Genomic DNA, 16621 nt, shown 5'->3' with positions numbered 1-16621 from the left:
TCTCGGTGGTGCTTTAGGTTGAGGGATTACAACTTCCTGACCTGCTGGAAGCCAGCTGGAAGTTAGGAGACGGCGAACCCAGAAACTGGTGATGCCGTGTCCACAGGTGCGCCAGCGTCGTCGACGTACCAGGAGAGCTCAAGCTCTAATTCGCGTTCGACGCCGCGGCGCTTTCGGGAGTCGGTGACCTCCATCGTGGTGCGGATCGTCCCAGGAAGCTTCATGCCTAGGGCAGCATCCCCGGTACCGATGGTCATTTCGCCTTCACGGATGCGGGTGGCCAGGTTTTCCAAGAGGTCCGCCAGCTGTTCGCGGCTAAAGTCCGCCTTGCTTTTCAGGAGCTTTTGGTTTTTCGAGCGGGGTTTGCGTTCTGCATTGGTGCGATCCTTTCTTGGAATAGGAAGTGTATGCCTGAATATGTACCCTCACTCTATCAGAAAATAGACCTGACCTGCGGAAATATTAGCGTGAAGGGTCACCAGTAGGCGAGCGTTATGTGGTAGCCGCCAAGCCCTTCGTGTGTTTCGCGTCGCCAGGGAAAAACTCCACTTTGAACCTCTCGCCGGTGGCGTTGGTGAAGGGGGAATCGTCGTAAAGTAGAGCCTTGTTTTCACCTTAGCCGCGGGATGACGCTTGGGTACTTGCGTGCGTACCCGATCGCGATGATGATCAGCGCCGCGATCGCGCCGATAACCGTCTCGGCGGTTCGAGCCAAGAGCATGGGACCTACCGGGGCGGCGTCGACTGCCTGCACCATCAGAAGCGCGGTTGGGGTGATGAAGCTTGTGGCGATGGTGTAGTTGCGGGTGACATACATTTCGGTGAGGTACTGCAGGACCACGATCCAAATGACAAGCTGCCAGCCCTCCAGGGAGTGGGAGAGCAGGAACCCGGCGACCGCGATGCCGGTGAGGGTGCCAAGGACTCGCTCGATCGCACGGTAGTACTGCATACGAAAGCGCGAGTTCACCAGGGGAGCGACGGCGGCAACCATGGCCCAGTAGGAGTGGGAGAGCGGATCAATCAGCGTCACCGAGATAAGGCCCAGGGTGCCGGCGATCAGCGGGGCGAAGAAGAAGCGCGCGGCCTCAACTCTGAGTCGGACCCATGGCAAGCGTTTGGCGTTGGGGCCGCGGGTGGGCAGTTCGTTCGCCTTTGCGTCGCCACCCGGGCCTTCGCCGAAGAGGTGGGAGAACATGCCTAGGACCAGGCTTAATAGCGCCGCACCGCCCGCAATAGCGAACGCCATCAGCGGATGTACCGGGTTGCTTAAAGAGCCGACGGCTGCCACCGAAAAGACGACGAACACGGAGCCGGTGGGCTTCATATCCTTGGCAAGTGCGACCGTGGCCCACAGCGAGGACACCAGGCAGGTGACAACCATCAGAACCCACGGGCTGATGTCTAGCCACGCAATTGTCGCGCCGAGTGTTACCGCCAAAGTCAAGGCGCAGCCGGCTAAGAGGTGGTGTTCCAACCTGACGGCGCGGGTGGTGTGTCGGCCATAGACGCCGGTGAAGGCGCCGAAGTTGGCGTAGATGGCGAGATCGAGGCGTCCTAACGCAAGCAGCGCGAACATCGGGATTGCAACGCCGAGGGCGACGCGGAAGGCGGGGATGTGGTCGCGCCGGGCGGGCCCCATCTGAAAGAGTGGGCTGAAATGGCGCAACTGTAACCTCCCTGGTGCAAGCTTCATCGGTACCCGAGACACTTTAACGAAGGGCCGCTACGATCTGCCTGTGTGTTGGAAGTGCTGCGCGTATTCACCCGTCTCGGTCTGACGTCCTTTGGCGGCCCGACGGCGCATTTGGGCTACTTTCGTGATGAGTTTGTGGACAAGCGGAAATGGCTCAAGGATGAGGAGTACGCGGACCTAGTGGCGCTGTGCCAGTTCATGCCGGGTCCGGCATCGAGCCAGGTGGGCATGGCAATTGGGCTCAAGCGCGCGGGCTACGGCGGCATGTTGGCGGCGTTTGTGGGCTTCACGCTGCCCAGCGTCATCCTCATGGTGGCGTTCGCCCTTGGGGTGGCTCAGCTGGGCGACATCTCGGGTGCCGGCTGGCTCGCGGGCCTGAAGGCGGCGGCGGTTGCCGTGGTTGCGCAGGCGGTGCTGGGCATGAGCAAAAGCATTGTCACTGACCGGCTGCGCGCCGCCGTGGCGTTGGGAGCGTTTTTGGTGGTGCTGCTGGTGCCGCACCCATTGTCCCAGGTCGGTGCCATTGCGGCAGGCATGCTGGTTGCGCTTGGGCTTTTGCGTATCGACGCCACGCCAAACCCCACCCTCGCCCCACCCCAACGCAGCGCAGTGGGTATTGCGGCATTGGGAGCGTTTGCGGGCCTGCTCCTGCTGCTACCAGTGCTGACAAACAGCAGCGTTGGCGCCGCGATCTTTGACAGCTTCTACCGCTCCGGCGCCCTCGTCTTCGGCGGCGGGCACGTGGTGCTCCCACTTTTGGAGCAGGCGACGGTGCCGACGGGGCTGGTGGATCACGACACCTTCCTCGCAGGCTACGGCGCCGCGCAGGCGGTGCCGGGCCCGCTGTTTACGTTCGCGTCGTTTTTGGGCGCCTCGGCACAAGGCGTCAACTGGTTGTGGGGCGCAACTATTGCCACGGTAGCGATCTTCTTGCCGGCAGCGCTGTTGGTTGTTGGCGTGATGCCGTTCTGGGATCGCCTGCGCGCCAACCCGAAGGCTGCCAGTGCCTTGGCTGGCGCTAACGCAGCAGTTGTGGGCATCTTGGCCGCCGCGCTGTACAACCCTGTGTTCACCGTCGGCATCCACGGGCCTGCGACGATGGCGGTTGCCGCGGCGGCGTTCGCGGCGCTACACAACTTCAAGGCTCCAGCCTGGGCTGTGGTTCCGCTGGCGGCCCTGGTTGGCTGGGTTGCGTTGTAAGTGGTGCTGTAGCGTGGGCGCCATGCACGCGCACGACCTTTTAAACGTCATTTACACCGCTGGCGTGGTGTTTGACGGGCTGTCCACCAGTCGTTTCGCAACCGACAAGTTTTTGCGCACTGGGGACACCGACGGTGTGCGGGGGAGAGGGGACTTGGCGCTGCTGCAAGACTTGCAGGCGGCGGCGGAGTTTGTTATCAAAACTGCTGGTAGCCACATTAATGCGGACTACTTGAGCAGGATTAATGGCCAACTGACGCGTAGTGCAGCCCTCAATCCGGGGGCGCTGCGGCGCGCCGAGCAAGGTATCGGAGTCAACACTGCGCATGGCAGACATGAGCCGGAGGCGTTGACGGCTGGGGAGGTAGACGTGATCGTCACAAAGCAGCTGGCCCATACGGACCCGCTTGAGGCTTCCGCGTACCTGTTTGTCGAGCTCGCGCGGGCCCAACCGTTTGAGGACGGCAACAAACGCACCGCGATTTTCGCGGCGAACAGTTACCTGCTGGGCCAAGGGACTGGGGCGTTGCTTGCAGTGCCGCATGATGACGAAGACCCCACCGTGAGTGCCACGTTCAGCGACCTGCTAGCACGCGCCTACGTGTTTGGGGAAGTGGAGCCGGTCGTGGAGATGCTGCTTAAAAACGCAGGGTAGCCGTCACGGAGCCGTCGTCGTGTTGGTCGATGGTGAAGGTGGCGCGGTGCGCGTCTGCAATCGCCTGCACCAAGGTGAGACCCAGGCCGTGGCCGGTGGTGGAGCGCGCGTCACCGTCGGCGTTGGTCACGGTCACGGTGGCGGGGGTTGTCAATGCGAGTGTGGCGGTGTCGGCGGCGCCGTGGGTAACCGCGTTGCGCACCAGATTGTCCACAGCCTGGCGCAGCAGTTCCGGGTCGCCGTCCACCGTGATGCCTGCAGTGATCTCGGCGGGCACGCCGCGTTCGGCGGTGATGGCCTCACACAGTTCGGAGAGATTGACGGGTTGGGAATCTAAGGGGCGGCCCGAGTGGGCGTTCGCAAGCAACAACAGCCCCTCGACGGTGCGCAGGTTGCGCGCGTTGACCTCCCGGATGCGGGTGAGGGCTTGGGTGGCACCGGCGGGGTTGGAAAGCGCCACGTCTGCGATGGTTTGGATGGTGGCGATCGGCGTTTTCAGCTCATGCGAGGCGTTGGCTGCGAAGCGCTTCTGCGCGGCGAGGGCGGCGGCGAGGGAATCCAACATGGTGTTTAGGGCGCCTGCGACCTCGGCGATCTCATCGTCGGCGGCCGGCGGGGTGATGCGCACCGAGGTGTCGCCGGCGGTGATCTGTTGGGCGGTAGCCGCGATGTCTCGTAAAGGTCGGATGACCAGGCCCGCGAGGAACCAGCCAACGGCGCCGGCGGCCACCGTCATCAGCGCCAACACCACAAGCGAGATTGTCAGTACGGTGCGAAGGATCTCGTTGGTGATGGGGATTGCGGCGTCAATCACCGCGCCCTCGCCCGCGAACTCTGCCTGGAACGGCACCGGGGTAAAACGCAGGTAGGCGTACACCAACCCGATGAGCAGCAGGCCCGCGCCCAGGGTGGTTGCTACGAACATGACGGTGATGCGGGCGCGCAGTGTCAATCCCCGTGTCATGCCCCGTGTCATGCCGGTTCCTCCGCCGCGTAGTAGCCCACGCCGGGGGCGGTGTGGATGATCCAGGGGTCGCCCAGCTTGCGGCGCAGATGCGAAATAGTCACGCGCGGGGAGTTGGTGAACGGGTCGGCGTTTTCGTCCCAGGCTTCTTCGAGGAGGGTTTCGGCGGAGATAACGCCGCCGTCGTAACGCAGCAGCACCTCAAGCACCCTGAACTCCTTGGGGCTTAAGGCAACCGGAACCCCCGCGCGCGTGACCTGCTTGCGGAAAGTATCAAGCCGCACATCGCCGCAGCGAAACACCTCGCCCTGCGTGGGGACGGCGCGTTTTGCTAGCGCCTGCACCCGCGCGATCAACTCGGGTACTTCAAACGGCTTGGGCAGGTAATCGTCGGCGCCGATGGCAAACCCCTCCAACCGGTCATCCAGGGTGCCGGAGGCCGTCAGCATGATCACGCGCGTGGCCGGGTGGTCCTGAGTGATGCGCTGGCATACCTCGTCACCATGCAGGCGCGGCAGGTCACGGTCCAACACCACCACATCGGGGCCGAGCTCATCGATCTTGGCTAGGGCCTCCTTGCCGTCGAAGGCGGTGGAAGAATCCATTCCTGCCTGCGACAATGCCTCGGCAACCGCCTCTGCAAGGTAGACCTCATCATCCACCACAAGCACACGAATACTCATGGTCTAAAGCGTAGGTTGCGCACGTTAACGCTGCCGCAACATGGGTACTTTTACTGTCATGAGCATGCAGATGCGAAACGCGAACCGGATTGTCGGTGTGGACGTGGCCAGGGCGGTCGCGCTGATCGGAATGATCTGCGCGCACCTGACGTTTCCCGACGGTGTTTTAGGCGAAGTGCTCTACGGGTTTCCGGCAGCACTCTTCGGCCTGCTCGCCGGGGTGAGCATGGGACTTATGCACGATCGTGGCGCGCGCCCGATGAACTTCGTGGTGCGCGGGCTGATCATCATCGCGATCGGCATGGTGCTGTCTTTGGTACCAAGCTCGATTGTCATTGTGCTGGGGACGCTGGGCATCTGCATGGTCGTGCTGGCGTGGGCGCCGGGGCAGGGATCAGGTTTGCTTGCGGGATGCGTGGCTGCGGCTGCGCTTATCTCCGGGCTGGCCTATGCGTTCCTGCCGTTTGGCCTCGGGGTGTACCCGATCTTCATGTGGCTTGCGCTGCTGCTGTCCGGGATCTTGGTGCAGCGACACCTGCTGGGGCGCCCGGTGCGCCTGGCAGTGGCTGCTGTGCTGGGGCTCGGTCTGATGGCGGCAGATATCGCATCCCGCTGGTACCTGGAGCTGCCCATGTTCCTGGAGGCGCAGGGGCATACAGGTGGGCTGGCGGATGTGATCGGCAGCGTCGGCGCAAGCGTAGGAATCGTCGCCCTATGTTGCCTGGTGGCGCAGCCGTGGCAGGTGGTCCTGCCGCGAATGGGCGCGATGCCGCTGACGCTCTACTTCCTGCACGTACCAACATCACTGTTTATTGGCGTAGTGCCGACACTCATCGGCGCGGCCGTATTCGCAACCGTATGGCTCGCAGTATTTAAGCGCGGCCCGTTGGAGGAAGCCGTGCGCCGCGGGGTTACCGCAGGCACCGGCTGGATTGAAAGGAAACGAAATGAAAAAGGTATTGGGTCTGGCAGCAGCAGTGGGCATGTGCTTGTCGACGCCCCCCGCCCTCGCCATGGAGAGCACCACCTTCGCCGGTGACGCCGAAGAAGCCACCCCGGTAGTCAGCGTGCGCGTGGAAAAGTCCGACCCCGACGACGGCGTATGCACCGGCACCGCGATTAGCGAACACTGGGTGATCACCGCCCGCCACTGCACCGAGGCAGCCCGCAAGCTGGCACCAACGGTACGCACCGGCCAGGGCGACGAGCAGAAAACCTACGAAGTGGACCGCTGGGAGATCGCCCCGCGTGGCGACATCGCCCTGCTCCACACCGTCCAACCCATGCAGCTTTCCCACTTCGCAGGGATTGCGGACACGGTGCCTTCCGGCAGCGTGAACGTGTACGGCTGGTCCTCTGACGGCTCGGGCGGCTCCACCAAGTTGCCGTCTGCAACCGGCCAGGTCAAGGGCGAATCCCCGCTGGCGCTGTTCGAGGCGCCGAGCGCCCTGGAGGTTACCTTGGATAACGGTGCCCGCATCCAGCCGGGTGACTCCGGCGGCGCTATTTTTGCCGACGGCAACGTCGCCGCCATCATGTCCGCCGGCCTCTTCGAAGACCCCGAAAACCCAACAGAGGAGGAAATGACCTCCAACGCGGCGGTTGCCGTGGCGCCGGTTGCGGACCAAGCCGACTGGATCAACGAAACGATCTCGCAGCCGGAGAACGATGCTGCTGCTGAGTCCTCTTCAGAGTCTTCTTCGGAGGCTTCGGGGGTGCTGCAGTGGGTCCTCGTCGGCCTCGGCGTGCTTGTGGTGCTGGGCGGACTGTTCTGGATGCTGCAGCGCCGGAAGGGGTAGTGGCTAGGTAGTGGCTAGGTAGTGGCCAGGTTGTGACCAGGTAGTTGTGGCTAATCGCCATCGGGCGCGCCCGAGCAGGCGGCAAGACCCCACGCGGTTGCGGCGGCGAGCAGGGCAACGAGATCATGTTTCCGGAGGTTGTTCGGCATGGTTGTCAATATAGATCTGTCGATATAGATCCGTGTCTACAGATCACACTCGGGGATGAAAGGCTGGGTCCGGCATCCCTGTTCGGGCGCAGTCGCACCTTCCCTTTGCCGCATATATTCGGCTGACCGCAGATTGTGTTGCGGGGACGGATTGGTTGAAACGCAGCGGATCACTTGGACGTTTCCGGTACCCTGACCTGCCCGTTTGAGGGTCGAAATCCATGTAACCCTTGTTGAAAGAGCCGTCTCTGTGGTCGTTGTTGCACCTGTGGTGTTCTCGACATAAACCGGTGAGGTTTTCAATGTCGGTTCTGCCGCCTTTGATCCACGCCAGGATGTGGTGCGCTTCGCACTCTGACATTGCGGCGGTGCAGCCGAGCCAGGAGCAGACCCCTTGGACGGCAAACATCGCGATGCGTTGTGCAATTGAGGCGATCCTGTTGCTTTGGCCAAGCCACAGGGGAACAGAGGTCACCCCATCTACTTGCAGTACGAAGTCGGTCGTGCCGTCCATACCGAGGCGGACAAGATCGAAGCAATCGACTTCGAGTCCTACGTTGGTGCCGTACAACATGACAGCATCACCGTCCGCGAGGTCATCCAGCGTAACTGCAATGACAACGGACGCCGCACCATTGTGTTCTTCCTGGTACTCCTGCTCGTACTGCCGGAAGATGGCAAAGAACTGGTCGTAGCGACGCTGACGGGGCGTACGCGGGTCAATCTCACCCTGCAGCTCCTTGGGCAGGTTGCTGTTTGGTGCGAGCCCCTGATCCAGGTGTGCCTTGATCAGTGCAGCGTGGCCAGCCGTGGTGTTGATGTGGATATCAACGGTGCCGTCGGCTTTCCTGCGGCCAATCGCAATGCCACGGTTCTCGTGGCCCGCGTTCGGGTTGGTCCGCGGCGCATGCTTCCGGTTCGCCGCCTCGACAGCCTTGCGCACGTAGATACGCAGGTCTTCGGGGGAGCGGGAGAGTGCTTCGCGCATCGCGTCGGCATGAATGCGGGCACGATCCCCGGCTGCGGCCTTGAGAAGCTTGTCCAGCTCGCGGCGGATGATGTCCTGCTTTTCCGCGCTCACCTGGGCGGCGTGCTTGCGCGCGTCGCTCTGCTGTTGGCGCTGCTCCTCTTCCTGCTGCTGGCGACTAGCATCAGGGCCACTGTCAGGGCCAGCGCCAGCGTGACTGTCTGCGCCGCTGAAAAGATCTTCCGCATCTTCGTCCGCAGGCGGGGGAGGAGGTGGCGGGGGCTCGGGTGGAGCGAACAGGAGGCGGCCGCGTTGCAGGCGGTTGTAGGCCTCGCCCTTTGAAAGGTCTAGGCACTGTTGGAGGTAGGCGTTGGCGTAGTTTGCTCCCACCATCCGGCCGGCCTGGTCGCGTTCGGCGATGAAGGCAAAAGCTGCGTCGATAGTCGCCTTCTGCTTGAACTGCACTTCGAGCAGCTCCATGTCCTTGTGTATGTCTTCGAATTCCAAGCAGGAGGGGTCTTCGAACAACGCGCTCAGCGTTTCAAGTGCGGTTGTAATCTGTTCCACGCACTGCGCTACTTCCGTGTTCATTGTACCCTCCTTCCTGCTGGAATGTTGCTTAACTACTCGGTTCAAAAACTGTTAAACAACACACTAGCAAGCGAGGTACACACGCCACTCAGGAAAACAAACGCATGTTCTAAAATGTGCCCTTAACCAGCAAATGTGTACCCGGTGATCTCATCAATCCTCGGGGAGTGGCCGGGCCAGCTTGGATCACCCGGGTAGAAAATCCGGTCAGGATTAAGAAACAGGTGAAGCATTTTGCCTTCAAGCAGGGAAAGGTCCGTGTCGTAACCGAAAAGGTCTAGTGCCTCATCTTCGGTGCCGATGGTGATCCACTTTGTTTCGCTCACCTTAGGCGCGCCGCCCTGGATCCCCGAGATCTCGGTGGGGGCAGGTAGTTCCAGGAAGAAATACGTCTCATCCGGGTCGGCGTAAAAGTTACCGACCTCGCGCACAGCAGTGTCGCCATCCATAATGCGCAGGGTGGCAAAAACATCGGGGTGGTCGGCGTTGACGGGGGCGTCGTCAAGCAAAGGCTCCTCAAGCGCAGGCTCCTCAACCTCCGGCAAATCCGGCACCTCAGGCAACTCCGGCACACACGCGGTCAACGCTAACGCAGCAAGCACGACACTGAGGCGGCGCATCAGTCCAGCACCTCAACGTTCTTAAAGGACGTAACGCGCAGCGCACCCATCGGCATGCCGGTATCGGTTTGGAAGTGGACCGAGTCCGCAGCCATCGTCAAGCGGACGCGTTTGCCTAGGACCTGCTCCCATTCGGTGCCCCAATCCCGGGGGTATGTGCTGATCTCCCGGCCGCCTAGGGAGATGGTGTCGGTGTCGCGGGTCACTACTTCACCGGAGGCCCGGTAGTCGGTGAAGTCCTGCGACGCGTCCAGCTGGAGCAGGAGGTATTCGCTGTTGGGGTCCTCGTTGTTCGGCATGCCTTCAGGGCGAAGCTCGTAGCCATGCTTCATCACCACGGTGCCTTCAGCCACCGCATCCGGTGCGTCAGCGGGAGCGTTGCCCCGACGGGCCTCGGGCAGTGCCACGGTGAGATCGCCAGTTTCGAGCGGGCCGCGGTCCTCGATCGGCGTCCACGTGATTTCTAGATGGAGCGGAAACGCGTACTGAATGTTGAAATCACGGGGTTTTTCTGCCGACAGGATCTCCGTGCCGTCGATCTCGCACCAGGTTGTCTCGCCACGACCCGTGCCGCTGGAGTGCTCGCTTTGGTACAGGCCGTATCCAAGCTGGGAGGCCTGGATCGTCGCACGGTACCCGCCCGCACCGGAGGCACCTTGGGTCAGGATGCTTGTCGACGCCTCCGCGGTCCCACCATCCCCAACCTGAAACAGCAGCACGCGAGAGAAGTGGTTGGACATTTCATCGACGCCGTCGAAGCTCAAAAGCAGCTCCGGCGTGCCGCCGCCGTTGGCCTCTACAAGGGCGTAGCGGTAGTTGCCATCGGGGGCGTATTCAAGGGCGATGCCGGTGGGGTTGGGGAGGTCAAAGTTGTAACTGCCAGGGTTATCTAGCACTTTGGCGTATTCGGTGCGCCAGTCTGCTTCCTTGGCGCGTGTGTCCTGTTTGCGCGTCGGCGGCTCCTCAGGCTGGCCAGCAACGGTGGTGTACACCTCGCCGGAATCAGGGTCTACAACTTCGGTGGCGGTTACAACGACGGTGTCGCCGCTGCCGGAGCAGGCGCTGAGCGCAAGAGCGCAGGCAACAAACGGCAGGGCAACACGCACGGGAAAACTACGACACATAGTCATTTAACCTACAACCGAATCGGCCGCAACTGGTGCTGTGGCAACAGCAAAACACTGGAGTGGAATCTCGAGCATTGATTAGCCCGACTGAATCCATAAAATGAAAGTACGTCACTAAAAAAGGGGGCTGATGGCTACCAATATCCCAAAAACGATCGCGGAATACTCCAAGCTCACTCGGAGTGAGGAGAGCTTTGTAGACAAGCTATTGATGAATGATCCGGCTGATGTTGAGGTTGCGCCTTTGAACATTGGACTTCAGCCGGTGAACACTTGATATATCTCCCAAATCAGCGGGGATAGGGGCAAAACCGGGCAAACCGATGTCGTCTTTCCGCCACTAGGAACACCGGTACACCTCGTAGTCATCAGGAACTCCTGCACCGGGGACGTGCTGAAGTCCCAGCTTCAAAGCCAAACCAATTGACGCCTCATTCGTAGGGTCAATGATGGCAACCACGGGCAACTCTGGGAACCGCTCACGGGCGCTTGCCAGGGCCGCGGCCGCAGCTTCTTTGGCATAGCCTTTGCCTTGGGATTCTGGGGCGAAGCGGTAGTAGAGGTTGAGCACGTCCTCGCCAGCCTCCTGGCTATGGCGCAGGCCCGTAAAGCCAATGGTTGCACCATCGAGTGTGGACACCACGTAGTAGCCCAGCTGCTTCTCACGCCAATTCGTCTGCCACGCATGCGCCAGCTCCTCGGCTTCCTGCCTGGTTTTCATGGCCAGATCGGGGCGGTGCTCGTAGGTACGCGCATCCGAGTGGATGGCAAAGATGGCGTCAACATCGGCGTCCGTGGGTACGGACAATACAAGGCGTGGGGTGCGAAGCAAGTGCATGCTGATCCATGCTACGCGCCGTATTTGACCTTGCCCCTACGGCAACCTGTTCAATCGACAGTATGGTTGATGGAAACGAGTACACGGTTGGCCAGGCGGCGGAAATCCTTGGTGTGAGCGCGAAGGCGCTGCGCCACTGGGAGTCGATGGGCCTGCTTATCCCGGAGCGCACCACGGCGGATTACCGCATCTACACCGACGCTGAGATGGAGCGCGGTGCGGCGATCGCGCTGTACCGCGGGGTCGGCGTGCCGCTTGCCCAGATTGGTGAGCTGCTCGACGCCTCCCCGGATGCCCTTGCGGCCGCCTTGGAGCACCACCGTAGGGCTCTTGCTTATCGACGCCGCACGCTCACCCAACAACTCACCACCATCAACAACCTGATCAACGATATGAAGAAAGGCAACATAGATATGGACGCAATGAAGAAATACCTGGGCGAAGACATGCCCGCGTACCAGGCAGAGGCACAGGAGCGCTGGGGCGATACTGCTGAGTGGGCGCAGTCCCAGGAGAAGCTCGCGCAGATGGGGGAAGGTGACTTCGCTCGCCTCCAAGAAGAGCAGGAGACGCTGGCTGCTGATCTGGTAGCCGCCCGCGATGCTGGTGTGAAACCGGGGTCCGAGGAAGCTGCCCCGTTGGTTACACGCCACCGCGAGAGCATTGGGCAGTGGTATGAGGTAACGCCTGCGCGTCAGCTGATTCTCGCGCGGATGTATGTGGGCGATCACCGCTTCCACAAGGCCTACGCCGGCGCCCAGGACTACCTGCTGCAGTTGGTCGAGGCCGCGGCTGCCGAAGCTGGCGTGGATGTGGATAACCCTCAGTGGGGATAAGGGAATTTATACGGGGCAGATGACGGGGACGTCGGCGTCGTAAAGAATGCGAGCGTCGATGTCGTAGACCTCATGAAGCAGTTCCGGGGTGAGTACCGTTTTGGGCTTGTCGTGCGCGATGGCGCGGCCGCCTTTAATCACCAGCAGCTCGTCACAAAAACGAGCTGCCAAGTTGAGGTCGTGGATGGCCACCACGGCCAGGCGGTCGGTGCCGCGCACCTCCTCACGCACAATCTCCAGCAGGTGTACTTGGTGGTGGATGTCAAGGGCGGAAGTTGGCTCGTCCAGAAGCAAAATGTTCGGGTGGCGCACCAGCATCTGCGCAACGCCAACCAGCTGGCGCTGGCCGCCGGACATTTCGGAGATCAGCCGGTCTGACAGGTAGGTAATGCCAAGGCGTTCCAGGGTGTCAGCTGTTGCGCTTATTGGATCCCAGTCTTCCACTTCGCTCCGGCGGGCGGAGACCATCACTGACTCGAAGGTGGTCAGGGACGCGGTTGCCAGCAGGTCCTGAGGCACGTATCCGATGGCCTGGGTTCGCTCTCTGCCCTCTACAACTTTGCTGCCCACGGTGACGGAGCAAGTGCCTGATTGTGGACGCTTAATCCCCGCAATCGTTTTAACCAGCGTCGACTTGCCCGCCGCATTCGGGCCGATAAGCCCGATGACCTTGCCCGTTTCGAGCGGGCCGAAATCCATATTGTGCAGGATGGTTGTCCGGCCGTATCCGACAGTGAGCGCTCGCGCGGTAATTGTCACGCAACTTGTCATAGTGGTTATCTCCTGCCCTTTGTGCGAGTAAAGATGAGGAACACGAAAAACGGCACGCCAACCAGGGCCGTGATGATGCCGATCGGGATTGCCAAACCAGGGATGATGGACAGGGAAACGGCATAGGCCAAGCTGAGCAGCATTGCCCCTGCGGCAGCAGAACCTGGCAGGAAGTACTTCTGGTCCTCACCAACCAGCATGCGGGCCACATGAGGCCCAACCAACCCGATGAATCCGATGATGCCGGTAAACGCCACGGATGCAGCGGCCAAGAGTGAAGCGACGATGAGGGTGGTGAGGCGGAGGCGCTTGACGTCGATGCCGAGGGCGGCCGCGCGGTCGTCGCCAAGCCGAAGCGCCGTTAAACGCCAAGAGTTAGCCACACAGTAGGGAACTGCAGCAGCCAGCACCACAGCAAGGATCGTGTTCGAGGTCCAGGTAGCGCGCTGCATTGAGCCCATGGTCCAGAACACGATCTGCTGCAGGGCCTCGATGTTGGCACCGTACTGCAAAAGGGATAACAGTGCCTGGAAGAAAAACGACAACGCAATGCCGAGCAGGATCATGGATTCTGCGGTGGCGCCACGCCACACCGATGCCACGGCGACAATTGCTACAGCAAGCAGCGCGGATACGGCGGCGGTTAGCGCCAGGTTGAACTGGGGGTTCGCAATCACCGTCCACCCCATCACGATGGACAATGCCGCACCGAAAGCAGCGGCAGCCGAAATGCCAAGCGTGAAAGGCTCGGCCAACGGGTTATCCAGAATCGTCTGCATCTTCCCACCGGCCAACCCGAGTGCTGCGCCGCACAGGACCGCCATTACGGCGGCGGGCAGGCGAAGCGTACGAATGACTACACGCGTCTGCTCATCTACATGATCCGGGCGAAATACTGCCAGAAACACATCAGCGATGGAGATGTTGAGGGGACCGACAATGATGGCAAACAGGAAGCTCGCAAAAACCGCGACGACTAGACCAGCAATAGCGAACGCTTTGTTACGTCCGCGTTTGCGGTAACTGTCAATCGCGGCCTGGCGGGCATCCACTGCCTTTATCTGCGGCGTAGATACCTGGGTAGTCACGGGTTATGCCTTCTCCGGGTGAGCCGGGTCGAGGAAGAACACGCCGCTGTAAGGAATCGGTAGCCAGTCCTTGTGGAATTGCTTGAATTCCTCCGTTGGGTTGTAGTTAGCGAACTCTTCCGGGTGAATCCATGCAGCAAAAGCTTCGAGCGCGAATACGTTGAAGGGGTTGTCGTAGAACTGGTGGTACACGGCGAAGAAGTTGCCGTCCTTCGGTGCCTGCAGCAGTTCAAAACCTGGCTTGTTCAGCGGGCCCTGCGATGTTTCCAAGGCTAGTTCCGGGGTGGACTGGTAGCCCAGCTCTACGTGGCGGAACGTGTCAGTCTTGTTGGGGTCCCTGGCCCACTCGCCACCGGTGACAATGATCTTGTCAGGGTCAAGCTCAATGAGTTTTTCCGGAGTGATGGTCTTCGTCTCTGGGCCGAGGACATCCGGCCCGAGGTTGTGTCCACCTGCTGCGGTAACCAACGTGCCCAGGTGGACATTACCTGCGACGGCGCAGCACTCGTTGTAACCCGCAGCGGTCCACAGCAGCACGTTCGGGCGCTCTGTAGTTTTTGCAACGCGGTCAGTGATCTCTTTGACCTTTGCGTTGTAGAACTCGTTGTACTTTTCTGCGCGTTCGCTCTGGCCCAGCAGGTCTCCCAGGAGCTTCATAGATACTGTGGTGTTTTCCAAGGGCTTTTGGCGGAAATCGATGAACGCGTAGGTGATGCCAGCGGCATCCATGTCGGAGATGAATCCGCTTTCCTCAACGGCCTTCTTCTGATCCAGGGTCATAATGACCACATCTGGGTTCTGTGCCAGCAGGTTTTCTACGGTGACATCGCCCTTGTGAACAGAGCCGATCACCGGCATCTTTTCCACCTCTGGGTCGAGTTCGATGAGCTTGTCGCGGAATGCGCCAGCATTTTTCACCAGGTCCTGGCCGTATGCGGCGATGTTGTGCAGCGGATCTTCCTGCAACAGGGCAGTGGCGAAGGCAGCGCGGCCTTCGGCGAGCACAATGCGCTCCGGCAGTTCATCGAATTTCAGTGTGCGGCCGGCGGCGTCCGTGACGGTGAGTGCGGTCGTAGCGCTGCGCTCCACTGACGAGGATGTCGCAGGTGCTGTAGATGACGAAGTAGACGAGGTTTCGGAGCTTGAGCAAGCCGCAAGGCTCAGCGCGGTGCACGCTGCGATAGCAAACGCGCCGAGTTTGGTGGAGAGTTTCACAACACAACCTTTCCAAGGTAGGTAAGCCTAAGTTAAGGGTCGATACAGAACGTAAGGTAAGGCTCACCTAATGTCAAGAAGGGGTAGTTGGGATCCCCAAGGCTTCGCTACCCTTGGCCTCGTGTCACCCGAAAACATCCTGCTGCGCTTGTCAGATGAAGACGAGCAGACTGTGCGCGCGATCTACGCGGAGCTTGCGCGGCGGGGGTTTCCCAAGCAGCGCCAGCGCCCGCATGTGTCCATCACATTCGCGCCCACTATGCAGCGCCAGGTGATCGGGGAGGCCGCTGTACTCTTGCCGCCGCTGCTTCCGGCTTCTTTGCGACGCGTCGGCGTCGCCGTGTTTGGCACCAAATCCAAACAAACAGTCACCTGGCTACTGGAGGCGCCGGAACCACTTGAGCGAGCCGCCCGCACCATCAGCGCGATGAACCCAGAAGGGCGCGGCGAGCGCTGGATTCCGCACCTGACCATGGGGTTGCGTCTGCCCAAAGCGATCGTGCCGGACTACATCGCAGCACTAGCGGAGGTCACCTCGCCCCACTTCAACGACATCACCGCCCAGCGCGCCGTGTTCTACCAGCCAAGTCTGGGTACGGAGTTTGAGTTTTAAGGGGTTGCGCGCCGGGGGTGGGGTTGGTCGTGGTGGGGGTTGACGTGGGCGTCGATAAGCAAACTGCCCTTTTTGGATGGAACCGCACCACGGAACGCCAAAGGAGAATCTGTTGCCGCAACCACCACGTTGCCGTACGCGCGGCCGGCAAGGACTTCAGGCGTGGCGGCGGCCATGGTGTAGGCGAAAACCTCGGCGAGTCCGGCAAGCTCAGCGCGGGTATTCGGCAGTCCCGCACGATCACCGATGTTGGCCACGAACAACCCGCCGGGCCGAAGTGCGCGATGTGCCGCATGGAAGAACTCCACCGTGGTCAACGGGCGCGGGGTATCCGGGCCAGCAAACACATCGCGAACGATCACATCCACCGAAGCCGGCGCAAGAGCATGCGTAAACGCGCGGGCCTCAGCCACCACGATCTCCACCTGCGGATCGAAGGCGCTGCGCACCACGCGAGCCAAACCCCGGTCCAGCTCAACGGCAATATTGCGGCTATCCCAACGGTGGTTGACGTAACTGGGCAGCGCGCACCCGGCCGCACCCAGATGGACTGCGGTAAACGGCTCCGTCAGCCCAGCGCCGGCGATGAAACCTGCGACCCACTGCATGTAGTCATATTCCAGCACCTCCGGCGCGCCGGGCACAACGTAGGACGAGGGCACACGGTTGACCTCAAGAATGTAGCCGCCGTCGCGCGCAGGGTCCGCGACGATGCTGGCGTGACCAGTGTCAATTGGGTAGGTGCCGGTGATTCGCCGTTTGGGGGAGCGTGGCTTTCGTCGACTTGTGCCGCTGCCCGTTACACTCAT

Annotated in this window: 19 protein-coding genes; 7 read left to right on the top strand and 12 right to left on the bottom strand. The window is 61.3% G+C overall.

The window, feature by feature from the left end:
• Positions 1-62: 62 nt before the first annotated feature.
• Positions 63-338 (bottom strand): amphi-Trp domain-containing protein, encoded by a 276-nt coding sequence (locus HMPREF3104_RS12775; protein WP_256388273.1) that lies wholly within the window; start codon positions 336-338, stop codon positions 63-65.
• Positions 339-610: 272 nt separating this feature from the next.
• Positions 611-1642, bottom strand: a complete 1032-nt coding sequence (locus tag HMPREF3104_RS09320) for an FUSC family protein (protein WP_070495356.1) — start codon at positions 1640-1642, stop codon at positions 611-613.
• Between the two features lie 99 nt (positions 1643-1741).
• Between HMPREF3104_RS09320 and chrA the strand changes: the two genes are divergently transcribed.
• Positions 1742-2896 carry a chromate efflux transporter gene (gene chrA / locus HMPREF3104_RS09315; protein ID WP_210386499.1) on the top strand — a complete coding sequence of 385 codons (1155 nt, stop codon included), beginning with the start codon at positions 1742-1744 and terminating at the stop codon, positions 2894-2896.
• A 22-nt stretch (positions 2897-2918) separates the two neighbouring features.
• A complete protein-coding gene (locus HMPREF3104_RS09310) occupies positions 2919-3551 on the top strand; it encodes a Fic family protein (protein WP_070495354.1) in 633 nt (210 codons plus the stop codon).
• Here HMPREF3104_RS09310 and HMPREF3104_RS09305 read toward each other — a convergent pair.
• Together HMPREF3104_RS09305 and HMPREF3104_RS09300 are read right to left on the bottom strand one after the other, a co-directional pair.
• Positions 3535-4515, bottom strand: a complete 981-nt coding sequence (locus tag HMPREF3104_RS09305; protein ID WP_070495352.1) for a HAMP domain-containing protein — start codon at positions 4513-4515, stop codon at positions 3535-3537. The genes HMPREF3104_RS09310 and HMPREF3104_RS09305 overlap by 17 nt on opposite strands.
• Before the next feature lie 8 nt (positions 4516-4523).
• Positions 4524-5192, bottom strand: a complete 669-nt coding sequence (locus HMPREF3104_RS09300; RefSeq protein ID WP_070495674.1) for a response regulator transcription factor — start codon at positions 5190-5192, stop codon at positions 4524-4526.
• Positions 5193-5256: 64 nt separating this feature from the next.
• Between HMPREF3104_RS09300 and HMPREF3104_RS09295 the strand changes: the two genes are divergently transcribed.
• Both HMPREF3104_RS09295 and HMPREF3104_RS09290 read left to right on the top strand, forming a co-directional pair.
• A complete protein-coding gene (locus tag HMPREF3104_RS09295) occupies positions 5257-6237 on the top strand; it encodes an acyltransferase family protein (RefSeq protein WP_070495350.1) in 981 nt (326 codons plus the stop codon).
• On the top strand, positions 6212-6997 hold the full coding sequence (locus HMPREF3104_RS09290) for a trypsin-like serine protease (protein ID WP_246816405.1): 786 nt from the start codon (positions 6212-6214) through the stop codon (positions 6995-6997). Before HMPREF3104_RS09295 ends, HMPREF3104_RS09290 begins: the two co-directional genes overlap by 26 nt.
• A 192-nt stretch (positions 6998-7189) precedes the next feature.
• On the opposite strand, the gene HMPREF3104_RS09285 is transcribed toward HMPREF3104_RS09290, so the two are convergent.
• The 3 genes from HMPREF3104_RS09285 to HMPREF3104_RS09275 all read right to left on the bottom strand — a co-directional run bounded on the left by HMPREF3104_RS09285 (position 7190) and on the right by HMPREF3104_RS09275 (position 10448).
• The gene (locus HMPREF3104_RS09285) at positions 7190-8704 is read right to left on the bottom strand and encodes an HNH endonuclease signature motif containing protein (protein ID WP_070495347.1); all 1515 of its coding nucleotides are present in this window, start codon (positions 8702-8704) and stop codon (positions 7190-7192) included.
• Positions 8705-8826: 122 nt separating this feature from the next.
• A complete protein-coding gene (locus HMPREF3104_RS09280) occupies positions 8827-9324 on the bottom strand; it encodes a hypothetical protein (protein ID WP_070495345.1) in 498 nt (165 codons plus the stop codon).
• Positions 9324-10448 (bottom strand): hypothetical protein, encoded by a 1125-nt coding sequence (locus HMPREF3104_RS09275; protein WP_141738196.1) that lies wholly within the window; start codon positions 10446-10448, stop codon positions 9324-9326. Before HMPREF3104_RS09275 ends, HMPREF3104_RS09280 begins: the two co-directional genes overlap by 1 nt.
• A 133-nt stretch (positions 10449-10581) precedes the next feature.
• Here HMPREF3104_RS09275 and HMPREF3104_RS12505 point away from each other — a divergent pair, with 133 nt between their 5' ends.
• Positions 10582-10728 carry a hypothetical protein gene (locus HMPREF3104_RS12505; RefSeq protein ID WP_157045293.1) on the top strand — a complete coding sequence of 49 codons (147 nt, stop codon included), beginning with the start codon at positions 10582-10584 and terminating at the stop codon, positions 10726-10728.
• 63 nt (positions 10729-10791) lie between these two features.
• Here HMPREF3104_RS12505 and HMPREF3104_RS09270 read toward each other — a convergent pair whose 3' ends face one another.
• On the bottom strand, positions 10792-11289 hold the full coding sequence (locus HMPREF3104_RS09270) for a GNAT family N-acetyltransferase (RefSeq protein WP_070495342.1): 498 nt from the start codon (positions 11287-11289) through the stop codon (positions 10792-10794).
• A gap of 62 nt (positions 11290-11351) precedes the next feature.
• On the opposite strand from HMPREF3104_RS09270, the gene HMPREF3104_RS09265 reads away from it, so the two are divergent.
• The gene (locus HMPREF3104_RS09265; protein WP_070495340.1) at positions 11352-12125 is read left to right on the top strand and encodes a MerR family transcriptional regulator; all 774 of its coding nucleotides are present in this window, start codon (positions 11352-11354) and stop codon (positions 12123-12125) included.
• A gap of 6 nt (positions 12126-12131) precedes the next feature.
• Here the strand turns inward: HMPREF3104_RS09265 and HMPREF3104_RS09260 are convergent, their stop codons facing one another.
• From HMPREF3104_RS09260 to HMPREF3104_RS09250, 3 genes are read right to left on the bottom strand one after another with little or no spacing between them, the layout of a single operon-like run.
• Positions 12132-12884, bottom strand: a complete 753-nt coding sequence (locus HMPREF3104_RS09260) for an ABC transporter ATP-binding protein (RefSeq protein ID WP_232305789.1) — start codon at positions 12882-12884, stop codon at positions 12132-12134.
• A gap of 17 nt (positions 12885-12901) precedes the next feature.
• The gene (locus HMPREF3104_RS09255) at positions 12902-13984 is read right to left on the bottom strand and encodes a FecCD family ABC transporter permease (RefSeq protein ID WP_083279042.1); all 1083 of its coding nucleotides are present in this window, start codon (positions 13982-13984) and stop codon (positions 12902-12904) included.
• A 3-nt stretch (positions 13985-13987) separates the two neighbouring features.
• Entirely contained in the window at positions 13988-15199 is a 1212-nt protein-coding gene (locus HMPREF3104_RS09250; protein WP_070495338.1) for an ABC transporter substrate-binding protein, read from the bottom strand.
• A gap of 70 nt (positions 15200-15269) precedes the next feature.
• Here HMPREF3104_RS09250 and HMPREF3104_RS09245 point away from each other — a divergent pair, with 70 nt between their 5' ends.
• On the top strand, positions 15270-15812 hold the full coding sequence (locus HMPREF3104_RS09245; RefSeq protein WP_070495336.1) for a 2'-5' RNA ligase: 543 nt from the start codon (positions 15270-15272) through the stop codon (positions 15810-15812).
• Here HMPREF3104_RS09245 and HMPREF3104_RS09240 read toward each other — a convergent pair.
• Entirely contained in the window at positions 15809-16621 is an 813-nt protein-coding gene (locus HMPREF3104_RS09240) for a spermidine synthase (protein ID WP_070495334.1), read from the bottom strand. The two genes, HMPREF3104_RS09245 and HMPREF3104_RS09240, sit on opposite strands and share 4 nt — an antisense overlap.

Source organism: Corynebacterium sp. HMSC30G07, from assembly GCF_001806945.1.
GTDB classification, from domain to species: Bacteria; Actinomycetota; Actinomycetes; order Mycobacteriales; family Mycobacteriaceae; genus Corynebacterium; species Corynebacterium riegelii.
This window is presented reverse-complemented; position numbering and strand designations above follow the sequence as displayed.